Origin of the sequence: Enterococcus sp. DIV1444a (genome assembly GCF_051712125.1) — a bacterium.
Taxonomy (GTDB): Bacteria; Bacillota; Bacilli; order Lactobacillales; family Enterococcaceae; genus Enterococcus; species Enterococcus faecalis.
In genome coordinates, this window is the sequence record NZ_JBIOOG010000001.1 from 2,460,580 (window position 1) to 2,481,120 (window position 20,541).

At 38.8% G+C, this 20,541-nt stretch carries 18 protein-coding genes; 1 reads left to right on the plus strand and 17 read right to left on the minus strand.

Features of this window, described 5'->3' with window-relative positions:
- Positions 1-793: 793 nt before the first annotated feature.
- From IGI87_RS11875 to rbsR, 5 genes are all read right to left on the minus strand, one after another.
- Positions 794-2,107, minus strand: coding sequence for an NCS2 family permease (locus IGI87_RS11875; RefSeq protein ID WP_438737135.1), 1,314 nt, complete (start codon positions 2,105-2,107; stop codon positions 794-796).
- Between the two features lie 276 nt (positions 2,108-2,383).
- A complete protein-coding gene (rbsU, locus tag IGI87_RS11880) occupies positions 2,384-3,271 on the minus strand; it encodes a ribose/proton symporter RbsU (protein ID WP_438737137.1) in 888 nt (295 codons plus the stop codon).
- 20 nt (positions 3,272-3,291) lie between these two features.
- Positions 3,292-3,687 carry a D-ribose pyranase gene (gene rbsD, locus IGI87_RS11885; RefSeq protein ID WP_002355102.1) on the minus strand — a complete coding sequence of 132 codons (396 nt, stop codon included), beginning with the start codon at positions 3,685-3,687 and terminating at the stop codon, positions 3,292-3,294.
- A 15-nt stretch (positions 3,688-3,702) separates the two neighbouring features.
- Positions 3,703-4,620: a ribokinase gene (gene rbsK / locus IGI87_RS11890; protein ID WP_174108245.1), complete on the minus strand. Its 918-nt coding sequence runs from the start codon at positions 4,618-4,620 to the stop codon at positions 3,703-3,705.
- Positions 4,621-4,711: 91 nt separating this feature from the next.
- On the minus strand, positions 4,712-5,707 hold the full coding sequence (rbsR, locus tag IGI87_RS11895; protein ID WP_104854144.1) for a ribose utilization transcriptional repressor RbsR: 996 nt from the start codon (positions 5,705-5,707) through the stop codon (positions 4,712-4,714).
- A 209-nt stretch (positions 5,708-5,916) separates the two neighbouring features.
- Here rbsR and IGI87_RS11900 point away from each other — a divergent pair, with 209 nt between their 5' ends.
- Positions 5,917-6,891, plus strand: a complete 975-nt coding sequence (locus tag IGI87_RS11900) for an alpha/beta hydrolase (RefSeq protein ID WP_113794594.1) — start codon at positions 5,917-5,919, stop codon at positions 6,889-6,891.
- Between the two features lie 65 nt (positions 6,892-6,956).
- Here the strand turns inward: IGI87_RS11900 and IGI87_RS11905 are convergent, their stop codons facing one another.
- The 12 genes from IGI87_RS11905 to IGI87_RS11960 all read right to left on the minus strand — a co-directional run bounded on the left by IGI87_RS11905 (position 6,957) and on the right by IGI87_RS11960 (position 20,540).
- Complete coding sequence (locus IGI87_RS11905) at positions 6,957-8,324, minus strand: PTS ascorbate transporter subunit IIC (protein ID WP_104854142.1); 1,368 nt, start codon at positions 8,322-8,324, stop codon at positions 6,957-6,959.
- A gap of 14 nt (positions 8,325-8,338) precedes the next feature.
- Positions 8,339-8,638, minus strand: coding sequence for a PTS sugar transporter subunit IIB (locus IGI87_RS11910; RefSeq protein ID WP_104854141.1), 300 nt, complete (start codon positions 8,636-8,638; stop codon positions 8,339-8,341).
- Between the two features lies 1 nt (position 8,639).
- The gene (locus IGI87_RS11915; protein ID WP_438737140.1) at positions 8,640-10,649 is read right to left on the minus strand and encodes a BglG family transcription antiterminator; all 2,010 of its coding nucleotides are present in this window, start codon (positions 10,647-10,649) and stop codon (positions 8,640-8,642) included.
- A gap of 164 nt (positions 10,650-10,813) precedes the next feature.
- Entirely contained in the window at positions 10,814-11,038 is a 225-nt protein-coding gene (locus IGI87_RS11920; RefSeq protein ID WP_104854139.1) for a hypothetical protein, read from the minus strand.
- Positions 11,039-11,084: 46 nt separating this feature from the next.
- Positions 11,085-11,486, minus strand: a complete 402-nt coding sequence (locus IGI87_RS11925) for an LPXTG cell wall anchor domain-containing protein (RefSeq protein WP_104854138.1) — start codon at positions 11,484-11,486, stop codon at positions 11,085-11,087.
- The gene (locus IGI87_RS11930) at positions 11,467-12,600 is read right to left on the minus strand and encodes a DUF916 and DUF3324 domain-containing protein (RefSeq protein ID WP_104854137.1); all 1,134 of its coding nucleotides are present in this window, start codon (positions 12,598-12,600) and stop codon (positions 11,467-11,469) included. The genes IGI87_RS11925 and IGI87_RS11930 overlap by 20 nt, the downstream gene beginning before the upstream one ends.
- A gap of 87 nt (positions 12,601-12,687) precedes the next feature.
- Entirely contained in the window at positions 12,688-13,380 is a 693-nt protein-coding gene (locus IGI87_RS11935) for a WxL domain-containing protein (RefSeq protein ID WP_104854136.1), read from the minus strand.
- A 428-nt stretch (positions 13,381-13,808) separates the two neighbouring features.
- Positions 13,809-14,780: a dimethylarginine dimethylaminohydrolase family protein gene (locus IGI87_RS11940; RefSeq protein ID WP_438737142.1), complete on the minus strand. Its 972-nt coding sequence runs from the start codon at positions 14,778-14,780 to the stop codon at positions 13,809-13,811.
- A gap of 116 nt (positions 14,781-14,896) precedes the next feature.
- Positions 14,897-16,342 (minus strand): alkaline phosphatase, encoded by a 1,446-nt coding sequence (locus IGI87_RS11945; protein ID WP_162782545.1) that lies wholly within the window; start codon positions 16,340-16,342, stop codon positions 14,897-14,899.
- An 87-nt stretch (positions 16,343-16,429) separates the two neighbouring features.
- Positions 16,430-18,343 carry an endonuclease MutS2 gene (locus IGI87_RS11950; protein WP_438737144.1) on the minus strand — a complete coding sequence of 638 codons (1,914 nt, stop codon included), beginning with the start codon at positions 18,341-18,343 and terminating at the stop codon, positions 16,430-16,432.
- A 346-nt stretch (positions 18,344-18,689) separates the two neighbouring features.
- Positions 18,690-19,433, minus strand: a complete 744-nt coding sequence (dagF, locus tag IGI87_RS11955; protein WP_002361094.1) for a 2-dehydro-3-deoxy-phosphogluconate aldolase — start codon at positions 19,431-19,433, stop codon at positions 18,690-18,692.
- 3 nt (positions 19,434-19,436) lie between these two features.
- Positions 19,437-20,540, minus strand: a complete 1,104-nt coding sequence (locus IGI87_RS11960) for a DgaE family pyridoxal phosphate-dependent ammonia lyase (RefSeq protein ID WP_438737146.1) — start codon at positions 20,538-20,540, stop codon at positions 19,437-19,439.
- Position 20,541 lies beyond the last annotated feature (1 nt).

Genomic DNA, 20,541 nt, shown 5'->3' on the forward strand with positions numbered 1-20,541 from the left:
TATCATCTATATTTTGAGTTGTATATACCAAAAATAAGATTCCAATAAAGATAGGATTCAAATACGAAGTAGGAAATCAACAAAATTTTAGAACATCAACCACTATACTTGAAGCGTAGTCCTAATACAATAGATAAAAATATTTAAACATCTATCAATTTTGTAAGATATTTAATACATCCTAATATTATACATACTAAAAATACACGATTGAACAAACATTCAAGGTGTATGTTTGTTCAATCGTGTACGGATGATTTACAGGCAATATTCTTTGATAAATTAAATGAAACATTCTTAATTACGGAAGTATTTTTTGTATTTTATTCTGCTCCTATACAGAGACTTAATTCTCTGTATTATCTGAAATTCAACGTAATTTTCTATGTTATCAGATAGAATTTCTATTAATGTTTGTCGGTAAAAACACTTAACATATTTCAAGTTTTTTTAATAGTAATTGATTTCCATAGATTACATTGTCTCCAATTAAAAAAAGCAACAACTGCTAACACAAGAGCTAACAATCATTGCTTTTTGAACTTATTTACTGTACGAAAAAAGACCTTAAAAACCAGTATTCTCAATACATTTCAACAGAAACTACTACCTGAAATCATAATTTCTGTAGACTTCACTCAATAAATTCCTCTCTATTCCTGTACCTTCACAGGTCAATGTCTTTGCAAATTATACATCAAATAAGGGGCGTTTTTCTAGTACTTAGTCGAAAAAATAGTTGATTCATAAGTTCATTGTCTTATGAATCAACTATTTGATCAATTTCTCTTACTTATTTCACATTCAATATCCACATAAACCCGATAAAAACAAAGAACAAGCCATACATAATTGGCGAAACTTCTTTGCCACGTTTTGCCGCAATCATTGTAATTGGATAGAAGATAAAGCCTAAGGCAATCCCATCTGAAATGCTATATGTCAAGGGCATCCCTAATAAAATTAAGAATGACGCAATCGCAATTTCCATCTCGTTCCATTTAATTTTGCTTAAGGATTGCGCCATCAAAACGCCAACAATAATCAACGCTGGTGCTGTAACTTGCGAAGTGACAACCGCTAACAAAGGAGAAAATAGTAAGCTGAAAATAAATAAAATCCCTGTTGTAATAGCTGTAATTCCTGAACGACCACCCACAGCGATCCCCGCAGATGATTCAACATATGCACCAACTGGCGAGGTCCCTAATAGAGAACCAGCTAGCATCGCTGTTGAATCAGCCGCTAAAGCTTTCCCCACACGCGGCATTTTATTGTCCTTCATAAAACCAGCTTGGTTGGCTAAGCCCACCAATGTACCAGCAGTATCAAAGAATGTCACTAATAGGAATGTTAAAACCACGACCCACATTTGAATCGTATTGATATCTTTCACATGTCCTAACGCCACTAAAAATGTTGGTTCTAAACTTGGCGCGCTTGAAATAATCTTATCAGGCATTGGAATAACCCCTGTCGCTAAACCAACAATCGTTGAAATTGCCATCCCAATAAAAATACCACCAGGCACTCGACGAACTAACAAAATCGCAGTTACGACCAAACCGACAATGGTGACCCATGTTGAGCCAACATTCAAAGGTCCTAAGCCAACGAGTGTCGCATCATTTGCCACAATTAAGCCACCTTGGCTTAAACCAAGAAAAGCAATAAACAACCCAATCCCACCTGAAATTGCAAATTTCAAGTCTGCAGGAATTGCATCAATAATTAGCTCGCGTAATTTAAAAATTGTAATTAAAATAAATATCAATGAAGCCACAAAAACGCCTGCTAATGTCGTTTGCCAAGGAATCCCCATACCAACAGAGACTGAATAAGCAAAGAATGCATTAATTCCTAAAGCTGGCGCTGTCGCAATCGGATATTTTGCCAACACACCCATTAAAATACAACCTAAGGCACTCGCTAAAGCGGTGGCAGTAAAAACAGCTCCTTCGTCCATGCCAGAAGCACCTAGTACGGTTGGATTAACGAACAAAATATACGCCATTGAGATAAATGTTGTGAAACCAGCTAACATTTCTCGTTTCATATTCGTATTCAATTGTTCAAGTTCAAAATATGAACTTATTTTTTCTTTCATGTTCCGTCCTCCTAAAATCCAGACATTTTACAATGTTCGTAAAATATTCAATTTATTAATGAAACAACGTGTTTAATCATATAATAAACCAACAAATAAGTAAATATCAAATTCTAAATTCTGTAAAAAACGAACAATCACGAAAAAAAGCTTGAGACAAAAATCACTTCGGATTTTTTGTCTCAAACTTAAAAACTGATAAAGGTTGAGTATAGAAGTAACTCCGCCAAAATTCCTTCTTACTTCTCGTAACCAACACGTCTAACTTGGCTTTACTTAAATCATCACTGTGATCGTAGCTGCTGCCAAAATCAAAACTAAGCCGATAATCGTTACGGTCATTTCCTTGGCTGTTTTCTTTTGTCCTAAGAACCAAATACCTGTCAACGTTGCAAGGACAACTGATGTTTGGGATAGAATAAAGCCAGTTGCCAAGCCGTTCATATCTGGCTGCGCTGAAATTAAATAAGTTAACGCTGCAAAGGCGAAGAAAAAGCCTGAAAAAATTTGTTTGTAGGAAACAGCTTCTATAAATGGCGATGTTTCCCCACCCTTAAAAGTGACAACCGCTGAGTAAATAACTGCAACAATTACCATGCCTATTGCTTGTGGTAAAAAGGCATGCATGCCATCAATTGCCGTCGCTTGGGGCGCTGCAGAGTACGCCCAATAGCCGATTTCACCAACGGCTAATAGAAGAACTGCTTTTTTCATAATTCCAGCACTTTCAGCGGATTCCGTTTCCGACCAGACCGTCATTTTGGCACCAATCATGATTAACACTAAGGCAAATGCGCCTAATAATTTAGCTGTCGCTCCTGGCCAATTTCCTAAGAAAAAGACACCCCAGAGAGAAGCACCTAGAAGTTGGAACGCGGTAGTTACTGGCATGGCACGTGATGAGCCAATCATCGTGAAGCATTTAAACGTAATGATTTGCGCACAAGCCCAACCGACACCAGATAAAATTGAAAAGAATAAATCCATGCCCGCTGGAAAAGCCAAACCATTAATCATTGAAAAAATAGCGGCGAAAATTAATGTTCCTAAACTGGTGCCAAGTATTTGATTCACTGGACGTCCACCAATTTTTGAAGCGATTGTTGGGAAAAGCCCCCAACCTAGAAGCGGTCCTAAACCAATTAATAATGCAGTTGCATTCATCTCTATTTCCCCTCTCTCGTTTAAAAGACAACGTTACTTTCTAATAAAATATTTGCGTAAGGAGTCATTTCTCCTGTCCGAATAAAGGCATGGCAATTGTTTAATTCTTGTTTCATTTCTGTATGAGGAATAAAACTGATAGGGGTTTCGGGTAAACGAGTTTTAATTGCTGTCAACATGTCTGGATTTTCTGTTTTAATTTCTTCTGCTAAATAAATTCGTTGAACTGCCAATTCCTCAAGAACATTGTTTAAAACTTCCATAAAACTAGGGACGCCATTGGTAACTGCTAAATCAATTTTTTCTGTAGTTCGAGGCACAGGCATGCCTGCATCACCAATACTTAATTTATCAAAATGACCCATTTGTGCAATGACGCGGGAAATATCTGAATTAATGACTTTTGTTTTTTTCATGTCGCTCACTCCTTTTTATTTATCTGCCAATTCGTGTTGATAAGGAATCGAAGGTTGGGCTCCAAAACGTTGCACAGTTAGAGAGGAGGCCTTGTTTCCATAACGAATAGCTTCTTCCAAATTGCTAAAGTCTTTCTCTAATAGACTACTTAATGCGCCAATAAAAGTATCGCCAGCAGCCGTTGTATCAACCGCTTTCACTTTAAAAGCAGGCACAATACCACTTCGACCATTGACGTCATAAAAAGCGCCTTTACTGCCTACTGTAATAATTACTGCTTCAATCCCTAATTGATGAAGTGTATCCGCAGCTTTACGCATACTCGCTTCATCTGTGATTTTAATGCCTGTTAAAATTTCGGTTTCTGTTTCATTTGGTACAATCATATCTGTAACGTTTAGTAATTCTTCAGGAACTTGTTCTAACGCAGGTGCAGGATTTAAAATCGTTTTGACGCCTGCTTTTTTAGCAATTTTAAAAGCTGCAATTGTACTGTCAATCGCACTTTCAAATTGGGCAATCACAAAATCACTTTTTTCAATAATTTCTTGATGTTCCTGTACTTGTTTTGGCGTAAAGGCGTTATTGGCCCCCGCATAAATCATAATGCTATTTTCACCAGCGTTATCCACCATAATAAAGGCTTGGCCAGTAGCTGTTTTTTCTAAAGTGGTGACCCCAGTTAAATTAATTTCATCTTGACTCATTAAATCAGTCATCATAGCTCCAGCGCCATCATTTCCCACAGCACCAATAAAATATGTTTCTGCACCTGAACGTTTCGCTGCAACTGCTTGGTTTGCTCCTTTACCACCACCCGCTGTAAAATGTTCAATGGCGTGAATTGTTTCGCCTGGTTTTGGCATTTCTTTGACTCTTAATGTCGTGTCTAAATTGATACTTCCAATAATTGTAACCGCGTTCATTTTCATCCACCTCAATAAAATTTATTTTTCCATTCTAATTAAAACGTTTTAGTAAAACGTTTTAATTCCACAACAAAAATATAGCACACCTTGAAAGCTATTTCAAGGGTGCTGTCGAAAATCGTTCAATCAGTTGGACAGGCAAGGTTTGCTCTTCCCAATCTTTTGTAGGCTGATGGATTCTTTCTAATAATAAAGTCGCCGTAGTTTGCCCCAATTGAAAAACAGGTTGAGCAATTGTTGTTAGCGGCGGCGAAACATACTCGCACATGTCAACATTGTCATAACCAATAATACTATAATCCTCAGGAATCTTTTTGCCCGCTTCTGCTAATCCTCGATATAAACCAAAAGCAATTTCATCATTGATAGCAAAAATTCCTGTGCTCTCTGTTTTTAAAATCTCAGGAACAGCTTGGTAGCCGCCAATTTTTGATAATTCTGTTTCGATCAACTGGACCTTTTCCGTATAAACAGAACAAAAACCTTTTAACCGTTGCTGAATATTGACTGGCGCATGTGGTGGCATTACCACGATGACCTGTTCATGTCGTTGCTCTTGCAAATGTTTTGCTGCTAGTTGCCCACCTCTGTAATCGTCTGTCAAAACAGCATCACTAAAGCCTTCTGCTTTTTTTTGGTCAAGTACAATAAAAGGAATCTTTTTTGCACGTAGGGTTTCATTAATCGTTTGATTGGAAATTTCAGAACTCGCAATCACAAAACCATCGACACTGCGACGAATCAACTCTGTTAAATATTCATGTTCTCTTGTAACATCTTGGTCCGCATTGCATAACATCAGTATAAAATTTTCTTTGTATAAAACACTTTCAATTCCTCGAATCAATTGCGCAAAAAATGGATTGGTAATATCAGGTACGATTACGCCAATCGTCTTACTTTTTTTCATCACCATACGTTGCGCAAAATAGTCCGGCTGATAGTTTAATCGCTCTTTTGCAGCCAATACTTTTTCGACCGTTTTCCCACTAAACCGTGCCCCGTTCCCGTTTAAAATTTGTGAAACGGTAGTAATGGAGACACCTGAGTCATTGGCAACATCTTTAATTGTAACCTTTTTATTTGTCATCCTACTTCTCTCCTTGCCGTGAACGCGCCCATTCACCAGACCTCTTAATCTCATTTAATTTACTACAATCATTTACTTTACGCAACCACAAATAAATACGTACATTCGTTTAAACCGTCCTTTCCTCCCTTCAACAAATTTCGTTATTCTACTTTTAAAATGTTATACTGTAGAAAAAATGATTTACTTTGCTGAATGGAGGGCCTCAATTGAAAAAGAAAGCGATTGGTTTGTTGTTAGCTAGCGCATATTTGTTCCACGCACGTTCTCGTCAAAAATCCTTAAAAGCTTGTCTTTTTGAAGATTCTTTACGTCTTTCCCAAATTGCTCGACTTGAACGAAATCCGAAAGTTACCAAGGCTTTTTATCATTGGCAACGATCATTAAATGAACAAGTAGCTTTGCCAAAACATTTACGTCATCTTTTTCCTCTTCAAGAAATGACTCAATTTCCTACGATGTATCGTATGTCGAACTCCGTTATTGCGCCTACCAAGAAAGCTATACTGTACCTACATGGTGGGGGCTTTACACTGAATCTCGCCTATAGCCAATTAGACTTTAGTTATAAACTAATTGAAGATCTCCCTTTTGCAACAGATTATTTTATCCCTGTATATCCATTAGCACCAAATAAGTCTTTTGCTGATATTTACAATCATTGCTATGCTGCTTACCAAGAAATTTTACAGCATTATGACCCCAAAGATGTTATTTTATTAGGTGATTCAGCTGGTGGCACATTGGTTTTAAACGTATTGCAGAACTTAGTCACTGATTCCCCTGAACGCTTACCCAAAGCTGCTGTTTTAATTTCTCCTTGGTTAGATGGACACTTAGACATTCCCGTTGCCAAAAGTTATCAAAAAAAGGACAAAATGATTGGCATGAACTATTTACAATTAATTGCTCAAGAGATTGACGACACAGCTAATCACGCCACGCTTTCTTTAAATTGCTTGTCCTTTGATTATCAAAAATTTCCGCCACTTTTTTTCGTGGGCGGCACACATGAAGTTTTTTGCCCTTCCTATCACCAATTTTTAAAACAATTAGGGCCACGACCACAAGATACTTGCCGATTGGTGCCTGGCATGCAACACGTTTTCGCAATGAAACAATACTTGCCAGAAGGACGACAAGCACGGCAACAAATTGCGCAGTTTATCCAAGAACAATTGTAAAAAAGCAAATGGGACAGAAGTCGTTTTGACTTCTGTCCCACTTGTCTTTTTTCAGAACAAAACGCTTAGTTTTCTTCAGCGACTTTTTTCTCCCGCATAGTCAAAACAGCGCTAGCCAAAAGAACAACCACTACAAAAGCAATGATTCCTCCTACTAAAAGACTCGGACCTGCCTCACCTAATTTGCCTAAAAATAGGCCTGGGATTAAATAATCTGTATCCGCAAACGTTGAGGATGCTAACTGTAGATCACCCAAGACTGGTAAAATGAATAACGGTAACCAACTAATTAATAGGCCATTAAATGCAGCCCCTAAAATCGCTCCCCGACGTCCCCCTGTGGAATTTCCAAAAACGCCTGCTGCGGCACCACAGAAAAAGTGCCCGACAACACCTGGTATAATCACGGTGGTATTCAGACCAACCATCGCTAACATTGAAATAGTTCCCACGATAAAGCTCACAAAGAACCCAATCAAGACTGCGTTTGGCGCATAAGGAAAGATAATTGGAACATCAAGTGCTGGTTTAGAATTAGGTACTAATTTTTTAGCAATTCCTTGGAAAGCGGGCACAATTTCTCCTAAAACCATGCGCACACCTTGTAAAACCACAACGAAACCAGCCGTAAAGGTTCCTGCTTGAATTAACGAAAAGATGATCGCATTTTCGCCATTACTTAACTCATGCTCGACATAGCCTGTGCCAGCCAACAAAGCCAAAATCACATAGACGATCGACATCAAAATCATAATTGAGATAGTTGAGTCTCTTAAAAAACCAAAACTTTTAGGAATTTTAATGTCTTCCGTTGACTTTTCTCTATTCCCAAAGACTTTTCCAATAAAGCCACTTGCCGCATAGCCAATATTCCCTGTATGACCCATTGCCACTTTATCATTTCCAGTAATTTGTTTCATAAAGGGCTGACAAAGAGCAGGTGTCACTGTTAATAAGGTTCCTTCAAATAAACCACCTAAAAGAATCATTGGCAAACTAACACTAAAACCGGCCCCCACTAGAATAACGGCTGTCAAACATGAAACATACATCATCGCTTGACCTGTCAAAAAGATATATTTAAAACGTGTAAAACGCGCCAACAGAATATTAACAACCATGCCCACCAACATAATCAGAGCGGTTGGTGTCCCATATTGTTGTAAGGCAATCGCTACAACCGCTTCATTACTAGGCACCACGCCTTGTGTATTTAACGCGGTTTGGAACATCTCGGCAAAAGGCGTTAACGAGTTCGCCAATAGCCCTGCTCCACCAATTAAAACTAAGAAGCCGACGAATGTTTTCAACGTTCCTTGAACAACATCAGAAAATTTCTTTTTCTGTAAAACTAATCCCAACAAAGCAATTAATGAAACCAGAATCGCTGGCTGGCTAACAATTGAAACAAATAAATTCAATAAAGTTTCCATGTTTTTCCTCCTTCTTATTGATGTGCAATGCCATTGTCATCTAAAACTTGCAAGACTTTCTCCTTCGTTTCATCGTAATCAATAATCGCATTTAAAGGAATAATTTTTTCATCAGGAATTGACCCTAAAGCATCTTGCAATGTTTTTTCGACAAAGAAGTAATCAGCCATATCGCCACTGGCACTCCCGACATCCGTGTGATCAATTTGAAAATTATCTGTGTCAACACCAACTTCCTCTAAAATTTGTTGGATATTCATTTGCACCATAAAACTTGTTCCTAAACCACTTTGACAAACTGTAAAAATCTTCATCTTATTTCTCTCCTTCTTGGATAATTGATAATATTTCTGGGACGGTTTCAGCCGCCACTAAGCGATGTAATGATTCTTTTTTTGATAGAATTTTTGTCAGGCTAGATAAGGCCCGTAAATGTGTTTCGTTATCTGAAGCAGCTAAACAGATAAAAAGGTGAATTTCATGCTTAGGGTCTTCTAATAAATCGACACTTTTTTGAATTTTTAGTAATGACATGCCTAACTGATTAACGCCATCTTCTGGTCGCGCATGAGGCAATGCTACGTCTGGACAAATATGGATAAACGGCCCAAACGATTCGACTTTTTGAATCATCGCGTCAATGTACTTTTCCGTGATACTTCCATTTTTTAATAACGGCTTGGCAGCTTCTGTAATTCCTGCTCGCCAGTCTGCAACTTCAGGCAAGACTTGGACTGTTTCTGTTGTTAATAGTTCCGATAACATTGGGCGCAGATCCTCCTCTTTTTCTATAATTTTGTTCATTTTACGATGTAAGACACGATATAACTGCGCTTCTGTGACGCCTTTTTTTAAGGAAATATAAGGTTTTAACGCATCTAAAATATCTTTAACATCTGGCATGGAAATACCTGGCAATAGCCAATCTGATTGGACTTGATGCATCAATTGATTTTTTTCCAAAGAGTTCATAATAGGCTTGGTAAGATAAACTTTTTTGGCTGTTTCAATAGGGACCGTTGAGAAAATAATGTCATAGCTTTTTTCAGATACATTCTCTATTTCCCTCACCGCATTTGTTTCTTTAAATTCAATCATTGGAAATAGGCGACGCAATTCCGATTGCAAAATCAACGAAGAACTGATCCCACTGGGACAAACAATTAGCGCTTTTAGCTTTTCTTGTCGCTGCTCATTTTTTTGGCCGAAAATTTCTCCACCAAATAATATGGTAAAAAACCCGATTTCCTCTGACGGAATGGAACGTTTCGTTAATTTTTCTAAAGGAGCTAACGCTTGTTCACAAAGATTATAAAGCGATCGATATGATTGTCGAATATCTTTAATCAAAACATTCGGTAAGTAAAAGCCATAGTTAATCCGAAAATAAGCTGGAACCAGATGATAATACACATTCATGAGCAATTCACGAGGCTGTTCAAATTGAACGACGGCCAATAATTCCATTTTCCGAATAATTTCACCAGAAATATCTAATAAAAACTCTAACTTCGTATCTCGCAATTCTCCTTGCAAGGCTGTCATTAAACAAATCGTTAAAAAAATACTCTCAGTTTCTACATTCGCCACCGGCCCAACTAAATCACTTAAAAGACGACAACTGACAGGATAAGCGCGTAAGGACTGAATCAACTGGTTCTCAGGCCAAGCAACTGTTTCATATTTACCTAATCTTTTTTGAGAAAAAGCAAGAAAATAACTAATTTCATCCAATCTGCTGGGTACTAGTTGAAGCTGTGCTTCTTGGACGGCTAATTGAATGCCGTCACGCATTTTTGCGTACTGGCTCATTTGATGCTGACTGAGCCAGCAAAATAAAGCGAAGGTGCCCGACTTTTTTTGTAAGAGGCGGGCAAGCCAATTTTTGCCGAAACGACGAATCCGAAATTCATCTCCTTCCAGGTAAAACCCTCGTTTCCGCTCGTAAGATAAAGCAATGTTTTCAGTTGCTAGTTGGTGGCGTACTTTTTTGATATCCGCTAAAATAGTGCCTTTCGAAACGTCTAAAAAATTTTGATAATGATAAACCGATAGTTCTTCGATTTCTGAATAAGTGAGTAAAAAAATGAGTGCTTGTCTTTCTGTTTCGCTATAGATCACTTGACGTTGTTGAAACAGTTGTTTCCCCCATTCATTTGCGGAAAGGCTTGGAATGCTGACGGTATTCTGTTGAACTTTTCCGCCTATTGTCGAAAGTTGCGTCACTAATTCTCGTTGTGAAAGATCGGTTACTTGTTGGGCCAAAGAGAGCGTAATCTTTTGGCCTGCATACTCGTCAAGGAGATAACTTATTTTATAATTCACAGCTGTGTCCTCCTCCTGTAATTATCATATAATGGTAGCGCTTTATTTTCTATCTAAGTTGGGTACAAATGTCTACTGTACTTTTTTGATAAATTGTACCGTTCTTTATTTTAGAGTGAATAAAAACCCGTTGCAAGTTTCTAAAAACTTACAACGGGTTGTCTTTATGTTAATTGTGTTTGTAATGCGATATTCAGCAAGATAGCTATTGCTACCCAGCCACCACAAATTAGCAGAAGTAACCAACTATACATTGATTGTTTTACTAAAGACTGCTTAGGCTTTGCCTGATGAACAAAATTCATGCTACTTACTAAGAACAGTAAAAACAAAGCAAAACAAAGGGCAGCTAAGCCGGCACAAATCCAAATCCACATCGTAATTCCCATCTATCTTCCTCCTTCTACAATTGATTTTATTTGTAAAAACGGCAGCTTATTTTTCTTTTTTCCTTTTTTTATTCAAATAATAGAAACTTATTATTACTATGAGCAGACAGACAACACCGAGACTATAAAGCCACCTACTATTTCGTTCACCTGTCCTTGGTAATGACATCTGAGCAGCAGTTGGATTTATTTTAGCAGTGTTTTTCTCGGTCACCTCTTCTTGGGGTTGTGGCTTTTTTTTATCTTTGTTAGTAATTGGCTGTTCTGTCGACTTAGTGATATCTTCCGTTTCTAGCGGTGTCTTTCCTCCATAGAACATCACACCGATATTCGTTTGCCCTGCTTCTTCCGCAAAACTCTCAGAAGAAGCGTTCAGACTCGCGATGCCGACGGTTAAAAATATTCCTAATATCATTAGAAATGAGCATTTATTTTTCGCTGTCATCATAGCGTGCTCCCTGCCTATTTTTCAAGGCTGCCTGTTTTTCTTGTTGTAAATAGACTTGTTGTTTCAGTGCCGCTTTTTGTTGTGTAAAACGCCAAATAGCTAGAATTAGGCTCACAAACGTTACAACTAACAACCCATAAAAAGCTTGATTCCACCAAGTTGGTAGGACCAATTTCACCACCGCTTCTTTGTTTAATTTTTTGGCTTCTTGACTACTGATGGTAAATTCTTGCTTAAACGGCCAAACTTGTTGTTCATCTTCTTTCAAGACTGCTTTCCCTTCAAAAATATAGGTTCCTGGACGAACATCTTCTTTCCCAAAATCTAAGTTAAAGCTCATCGTTGAATTCGGTGCAAAACGAACACTTGGTAAAATCCGTTTAGCATACTCTTTCGTTTCGCCTTTTTTCGTTACTTTTCCTTCTAAACGTACTTCAGGAAAAATAGCTGACGTTGGATTTTGAATAACCGCTTGAACCGATTTATTTCCTAAAGCGATGGTCGGAACTAACTTTGTTAATTGAAGAGTCTCTGCTAGATACATTGGTGTATCTTCTGACGTTCGTAAAGCAACCGCTACATTAAAGCCATAACGACTAGTTAACCCCGTTGATTTCCCCGTCTCTTCTTTGTTATCTTCTGCGAGCGACGCATAAACGCCACCTAAGACTAAGCCTTGGAAACCTTTCTCTGGAATTTCAATAGTCATTTTAGCTGCCACTGTTTTTCTAGCAGGTACTTTTACTTGTTCTGCAGGTAATTTCATTAATGTTGTCAGTGGTGTTTTTAAGCTTGCATCTGGTTTTTTCTCAATATCATTGTAAACAATTAAACCATTATCATTCGTAACGGCATTTGCCAAATTCAACTCAATCATTAATTCTTCATCGGTTTTATTAATTAATGATAATTCGACTTCTTGTTTCTGTCCTGGTTTTACGATGAGATCGTAATAAGATTGCGTATTTTTTGCCTGATTCTCTGGAATCGTTGGTTTAACTGTAAATTTTGTATTCATGTTGTCATCCGCTTCTTCTGCCTGTGCAACAAAAGGGATGGTTAATGCCATCACACACATAAAAACTGTGACGATTAGCCAGCGCATTCTCTTCATTGTTAGTTCCTCCTATGTATCGAAAAGGAGCCGTGCACCTCTGCGCAGCTCCTTTTCTGGTAATACAGTATTCTCGTTAGTAACTGTTTATGGCGCAGCCACTAATGTCCAAGTTACGTTACCTGTATATGCACCTGTTTTAATTTTTGAACTAGGTGTTGTTACGTTTAATTTCACATTTGATAATTCAGAATCCCATGTACCTTGTCCTTTACCCACGGCAGCTGTAGCGATTGATACGGCTGCTCCACCTACTGGAATACTTGTTCCAGCAAATTCAGGACTGCCTGGATCTGTTGCAAATGCCGCCACATCGCGTGAGTATGTTTTTGCTGTTGTATCGTACTTAGCAACCGCACCTGTTTGCGCAAAAGTAATTGAACCTTCTAACGTCGCTGTGCCGTTTTTCATTTCAGCAACACCTGCTGTAACTGACCAACCTGCTTGTGTCCCACGAACATCCCCAACACCATAGCGTTTTGTTTGCGAACCAGCAGCATCTAACGAAATTGCTGAGAAGTCAGAACCAACTTCAGTAGCTGCAAATTTGAATTCTGTTGGAACATATAACAAATCAAAGTTTGTATTTGGGTTCTCTGGATCTGGATCTGTTGTACTTCCGTCGTTATCATCACCTTTTCCATCTGGTAATGAACCATCTGTGACTGACACGCTCGCTGGCGTTGTACCTGTTGTTGTTGCGTGAGCTGCAGCTGGAGCAATGCTCGCACCTAAAATAGCCGTTCCTGCAAATAAAGTTACCAATGTTTTTTTCTTCATTTAAATCTCTCCTTTTTGTTTTGTCGATTAATGAACTGGATAAAAAAGTAAAAACTTTCCTATCGCGGTAGAACGTACTCTAAGTATAACGAAAAAAAGAGCACTTGTGATTTCAAATTTTAAACACCCTAGACGAAAAAAATGAATTTATTATAATACCAGCGTTTCGATGACTTTTATTAAAATTGAAAACGTTGTTTTCAAAGAAAACCTGACTTTTTTTTGTTATTCGTTCTGTAAATATCTAAAAAAATAGCAAGAAAACGTCAAAAAGTAAGTAATCAATACTTATATTTTGACGTTTTCTCGCATTTATTAAATCGAAATTCCCTCAATTTTTTTTAAAAAAATAGTGAAAACTAGAATTATATCGTTTTCATAAACAAAATGTGCCTTTTTTCTTACAAATATCGGCAACCAGTCACTAATTATTCTCTAATCAACGCTTGTGTTGTACATCTGAAGGAGCCACCCAACATTCTGGAAACATGATAGTCAATCGCTTCCACTTTGATGCCTTTTGCCTCTATTTGAGGAATTAGAGTTGTAAAGGATTGATCCGTTATATACGTTTCTTCGTTAAGCGGCAAACCATTCGTCACTAAATAAGCTGCTTCTTGTAAAGTAACATGGATTTTTTCCCAGTTTGCTAATTGTGCAGGAATCCCATCTAAAAAGGCTTCCTCACAAATGATCATCAAACCCTCTCTCAACAAGCTTAACGCACAATCTAAGTGGAGAATATGTGGATGCAACCGAACCGGCACCACTTCATAACCAAAATGACCAATCATTTTGGCTAACCACTGAATCCCCGCTAAATTACTCGCCAAACCAGAATAGCCTACAAAAATTGTTTTGCCTAAAACTAAAACGTCACCACCTTCAATAAAGGGACCTGTTTCACTTAAAGCACCTTCAGAAGTGTCAGGTTGTGGCGCAGCAAAATAATAGCCTTCTGCTTCTTGCACCCATTGCTGAATAATCGGACGAATCGGTAAAATTTCTTGTCGGCGGTGTTGGAATCGTAAGTTTCCTTCTATTAAGAGATTGCCAATTGTAAAAAAGGGATCTCGAGAAAAGAAGTTACTGTACCCTACGCCTAATTCTTTGCCATGTTCTTTTTCATAGTTTGTCAATAAGCGTGGTCGAAAGACTTCTACGCCATAAGATTCTAATAATCCTTGCATAACTTCTTTTTCTTTTTCCCAACGCACTTGATGTTCGGGCGCAAAGTCTGCCAAATCACGTCCTTCGTTATTCTCTGTTAAACGGGCATTTTCCTCTGTTAAAAAAGATGTATCTATTTTATTGCCTCGACTTGGCAAACAAAATTGCGATTGTGCTAATACAACTGAACGTAATGGTGCAAACTCACTTTCCACATGCATTTTTTTCATTATTTTAACCTCACTTTTATCCATTTAACTTAATTATAGCAGAGATATAACAGAGACGAAATTTTATGCCCAAAACAAAAAAACAGAACGAGTAGCAATTCTGTTTTTTTGTTTTTTTATTTAACGATGCCTTTATCTTTAATCTCGGCTTTTTGCCCTGTGCCATCTACTAAGCCAAAAATAATCTTTGCTTGATCCGTATTATCAATTTGTCCTGAAAAAGCTTCTGCTTGTGGCCCATAAGCATAGACATTTACATCTTCCCCTGTGTGTCCACCAGTAGTCCAACCAGTATTCGAACGTTCATCAAAAATCTTTCTTAATGCCTGAGCGATTTTTTCAACATCTTTTGACTCCGCCGCTGTTTTCACTGCTTTCAATTCAGCCTCACTTAATTGAAAATCAATATACTCAGTCACTATTTTTTCTACATTACCATTTTTAACAATTTCTTCTGCCATAAAATCAGGCGTGCGTTTCGCCGAATGTAAAGGTTCCGTCAACCAATTGTATTGATCTCCTTTACCTAAAGACAAGCCACCAGTAGAATGATCTGCGGTTGTAACCACCAATGTTTCACCATCTTTTTTGGCAAAATCGATAGCCTTTTCAAACGCCGCTTCGAAGTCTTGCATTTCGCTCATCGCGCCAACAATATCATTGCTATGCCCGGCCCAATCAATTTGACTACCTTCAACCATCAAAAAGAAGCCTTTTTCATTTTTATCTAAACGTTGAAGAGCCGCTTCTGTCATATCAGCTAACGAAGGAACTTCCTCCGTTCGGTCTATCATTTTAGGTAGCCCACCTGGTGCAAATAAGCCTAAAATTTTGTCGTCTTGGTTCTCATGTAACGACTTTTTGTCTGTGACATGACCATAACCCGCTTGGGAAAATTCTTTGACTAAATCACGATCTTTCCGTGCAAATAATTCAGAGCCGCCGCCAAGTAACACATCGACTTTGTGTTGTCCGTCGATTTGATCATCAAAATAGTCATCGGCGATTTCTGCCATGTTTTTGCGGGAAACATTATGCGCGCCATATGCAGCAGGGGTTGCATGTGTTATTTCTGATGTTGCTACAAGTCCCGTTGATTTACCCACTTTTTTCGCACGTTCGAGCACGGTTTCTGTTTTGGACTTGTCATTATCGAGTGCAATAGCATTATTGTAGGTTTTCACTCCCGCAGCCATCGCTGTCGCTGCGGAAGCTGAATCGGTGACATTCTCTTCTTCATCTTCTGGATAAGTGGCTTGTTGTCCAACTAAATAGGTATCAAAAGCTGTTTGGGGAACACGCTTGTCTGAGTGATTGGCTTTGAAATATCGATAGCCTGTTGTATACGGATTCCCCATGCCATCTCCAATCATAAAAATAACATTTTTCACTGTTGCTTTTTCGGATTCAGTTGCCTTTGCTTCAGCAACCTCTGTTTGTTTTTCACCGTTTTTCTGTTCAGATAAATTTGTACAACCCGCTAATGTTGTGAATGTTAATAAGGTAATCCCTAGCAAAGCTCTTTTCTTCATTTCCTTGTTTCCTCCTTCATATCTACCCATACATTGACTATAACAAGTCTTAGTTGATTTCTGATAAATAACAAGTAAACAAAGTGTTAAGTTGTTGTATTGCTTCTGTTAAGTCCCTTATTTGTCACGTCTTGCAGCTCTTTTTTCGGCCTCTTTGCGTAATTGTTTCTGCGCTTTTTTTGAGCCGCGTTCAATATCTTTGAGTTTCTTTCGTTCATGGAAATCTGTAAATAAACTTTCTAAATCATAGTCTTGCGGATATAGATCTTGTGCTTTCGCTTGTAATTTCAACCGTCTTCGTGGTACATTTTCAATTTTATCATTCACAAATACTTGGATTTCTTGCTCACCCTCATCTGTAAAAACCAACCCAATTTGTTGTGTTTCTGTCAATAGGACGCGATCACCTTTTTGATAACGATCTGTTTCTTCTACAAATGTAGCAAAGGTCGTTTTTTTTGCTTTCAGGGGTTTAAATAGAATTCGATTAGTAGGGTATTCTTTCCGCTGAATATAATGAGCCGCCTTTTCAATGAGTTGTGGCTCCATCTTCATTTTACGTGCGATCCAAAGCGCCTGGCTATCGCCAACTTCACCAATTTTCAATTGATATTTTGGCGTTAATGTTTCACGATCGAAGGCCATTGCGGCTGGCACAAAATCGTCATGCTCTTGGGCAAAACGTTTAATTTCACCATAATGGGTCGTCGCAACCACCAAGGCGCCCTTTTGATACATCATTTCCATGATAGCAATCGCTAAGCCAGCTCCTTCGTTCGGCTCGGTGCCACTGCCAATTTCATCTAATAAAACAAGCGTGTGTCGGTTAACATTATGCAACATTTCCGCAATATTTTTCATGTGTCCAGAAAAAGTGCTTAACGCATTTTCCAGATTTTGCTGATCACCAATATCGACAAAAATTTCATCTAATACTGGAATCTCTGTGCCAACTTGTGCTGGAATTTGCAACCCAAATTGTGTCATGACAGTCAATAAGCCAACTGTTTTCAAGACAACCGTTTTACCACCAGCATTGGCGCCTGTAATGACAAGTCCTCGATAATCTGCTCCTAAAGAAAAGGTCAATGGTACTGCGTGTTCTAATAAAAGAGGATGTTTTCCTTGAACAATGCGCAAGCGTTCTTCTTTGTTGACTTTTGGCGTGATCCCACCAATTTCGCGACTATACTTTCCTCGTGCAAAAATAATATCTAAGGTTGTCATTGTATCGACGGCTTGATCGACAAGTCGTTCTTGCTCATTAATTAACCCAGTTAGTTCTGCCAAAATTTGATATTCTTCCGCTGTTTCTTCCGCTTTTAAGAGTGTCAATTGTTCATTTAATTTACTAATTGCTACAGGTTCAATAAAGACCGTTTGTCCTTTATTGGATTGCTCAATGATTGTGCCTGAAACCTTATTTTTATAGCTAGCTTTGATTGGTACCGTGTAATGTTCCCCTTTTTTCACCATCATATTTTCTTGAATATACAGTTGATTATTTTTATTGCGTAAAAATTTGGTAACTTTTGTTTCAATTTCTTGTTGGCATTCATTGATTTGACGCCGGATTTTCCGAAGTTGTCGAGAAGCATCGGTGGCAACTTTTTGGTTATGGATTTTCGTATAAATTTGTTCTTCGATTGCTCTGAAATCAGCTAAGTGCTGACTGTAACTAAATAGGCGTGGTGTTTGGTATTGATTTTTTTCAAAAAACTTCTGGATTCGCTGACTACTTCTTAAAAAGTCAGCCACCTCAATCAATTCGTTTGGTGTAAGGATTAAGCCTTTTTTCACTTGTTGAAGCAAGCGGGTAATTTGACTCAAGCCCATGAAAGGGACGTGTTGTCCGCTATCAATAATTAAGCGGGCCTCGGTTGTTTCCGTTAAGCGGGACTGCACTGTTTCTAAACGTGTTGCAGGGACCATTTTCGCCAACCGTTCTTTACTATACTCGCCAATCGCACGTGTTTGAACTTCTTTAAGAATTGTTGTAAATTGTAATTTTTGAATGGTTTCATGATTCATTTGTTTTCTCTTCCTTTCTATCGCGAAAAGAATACCTGGCGCCTTTAAATAAAAACCAGTTTCTACAGAAAAAAGAGGACAGCGTTCTACCGCTGTCCTCTTTATCGTTGGATAAAGGTTACTAAAGAAACCTCTTTTAAAGGAGGTATTTAGTAATTGAGATGACTGACAGGTATCACTTTCTAAGCACACCAAATAAACCTTGCTTGGTTCACTGGTTATTCAACTTATCAATTAGATACCTACGACACTCACCAAAATACCCCACATTCATTTGTTGGTTTTTATTTATTCTCCACTTGAGAGTAGCAAATCTGGCGGAGAAAGTCAAATAAAGGTTGGTCCTTTACTTATTCAATGTGTTTTTCATCATGGTTAGTAACGTTTTCACGTCTTCTGTTCTAGTGTCCCCTGTTTCTTGATCGATAATTGAGCTGTAGACATGAGGAATGATTTTTTTAACGCCGGCATCCACCGCAATTTGAACAATTTCTTCAAAGTTTTCTAAATCAATGCCCCCTGTTGGCTCTAAGTAAAAGTCATACTTGGCACAAGCTGCTGCTACTGCTTGATATTCTTCTTTGTGAGCCAAGCCTTTCATCGGGAAATATTTAATGGAACTGCCCCCCATGTCTTTCAACAATTTGATGGCGGTTTCGATAGGCACTTCCGCCGCTGGCGCACCCGAGCTTAACGGACCTGTCGCAATGTTGACATAGCCAACTTTGCCTGTGGGTGAAACCAAGCCATTAATCACTGTTTCGTCTTGACGAAGTAAGGCCCGCGAAGCGCCGACACCTGTGAAGACTTGGTTCACGTGTTGCGGTTGTAGAACTTCTGATAAGCGAGCCACCATTTGACTTTGATTGGGATCACCAGCTCCTAAGCCGACAGATAAAGCGTTGTTGGTTGCTGCTTGGTATTTTTTCATATCGTCAATGGCTGCTTCATCGGTTTCATAGTTTTTTGAAAGGACGCCTAACACAACATGCCCTTCTGCTGCTTCATAACAGGCTTGGGCATTTTCTACTGAATTGGCTAAGACGTTTAAACAAATGCGTTCTTCTAAATAATTAGGTTTTAATGACATGGCTTATTTCTCCTTTGTGTCCATAATTTCTTGTAATCGTTGCACGATTTTATTCATTTCTTCTTGATTGACAGAACGAATGTCAAATTCAATGATGCCATTGTTGGCTTGATATTCTCGCGTATAAATGGCTGGACTTTCTGCTTTTAATGCTTGGATGACTTCCTTAGCGGTTTTTCTGCCGTCCACTTTGACACTGGCGCGATAAATGTCTCGTCCAGCGCCATCTTGGACGATTTTAGCGGTTAAATCTGACAGATTGTTGATGGCTTCAACAAACGGTTTTAAGCGCTCTTGCATCGAAGTCCCTGACTCACTGCCATGCGTCAAATATTCTTCCACTGCTTGCGTAAAGCCCAAGATATTATCTTTGCCAATTTTCATTGCTCGACCAATGCCTTTGCCTTGGAGGCGCACCCAGTCAATGTATTCTTTTTTCCCGATCACTAAACCGGCACTTGGCCCTTCAATGGCTTTGGCGCCGCTGTAAATCACCAAATCAGCGCCGGCTTCGGTGTATTTGAAAAGATCTTCTTCTGCTGCCGCATCAACAATTAGCGGCACCTTGTGGCGTTGCGCCACTTTGGCCGCTTCGGCCACCGTCAGCATACTTTTTTGCACGGTATGATGGCTTTTGATGTATAGAATGGCCGCTGTTTTTTCGGAAATCATCATTTCCACGTGTTCTGGACTGCACATGTTGGCGTAGCCAGCTTCCACCACTTGGCCGCCGCCTTGCGCTACCATGACCTCTACAGGCGTGCCGTAGTCCACGTTGTGCCCTTTAGGTAAAACAATCTCTCGCTGTTCAATTTTTTCTGTATAGGGATGATACGCGTGGTACAAGCTGCCTTTTCCAATCAAGGCAGCCACCGCTTGGGCAATCCCCGCCGAAGCCGAGGAAACGATTTGGGCATCTTCTACCTTCAACAAGTTGGCTAAAAAGGCCCCTGTTTGCAGACTAAGTTCACTCATTTCAAAGAAATGTTCGCCGCCGAATCGTTGAGCCGCGAGGACTGCCTCCGAAACTTTGGAGACACCTAGAATGGTCATTTTCCCAGAAGCATTGATGACTTCTTTTAAGTGGAATTTTTCGTAACTATTCATT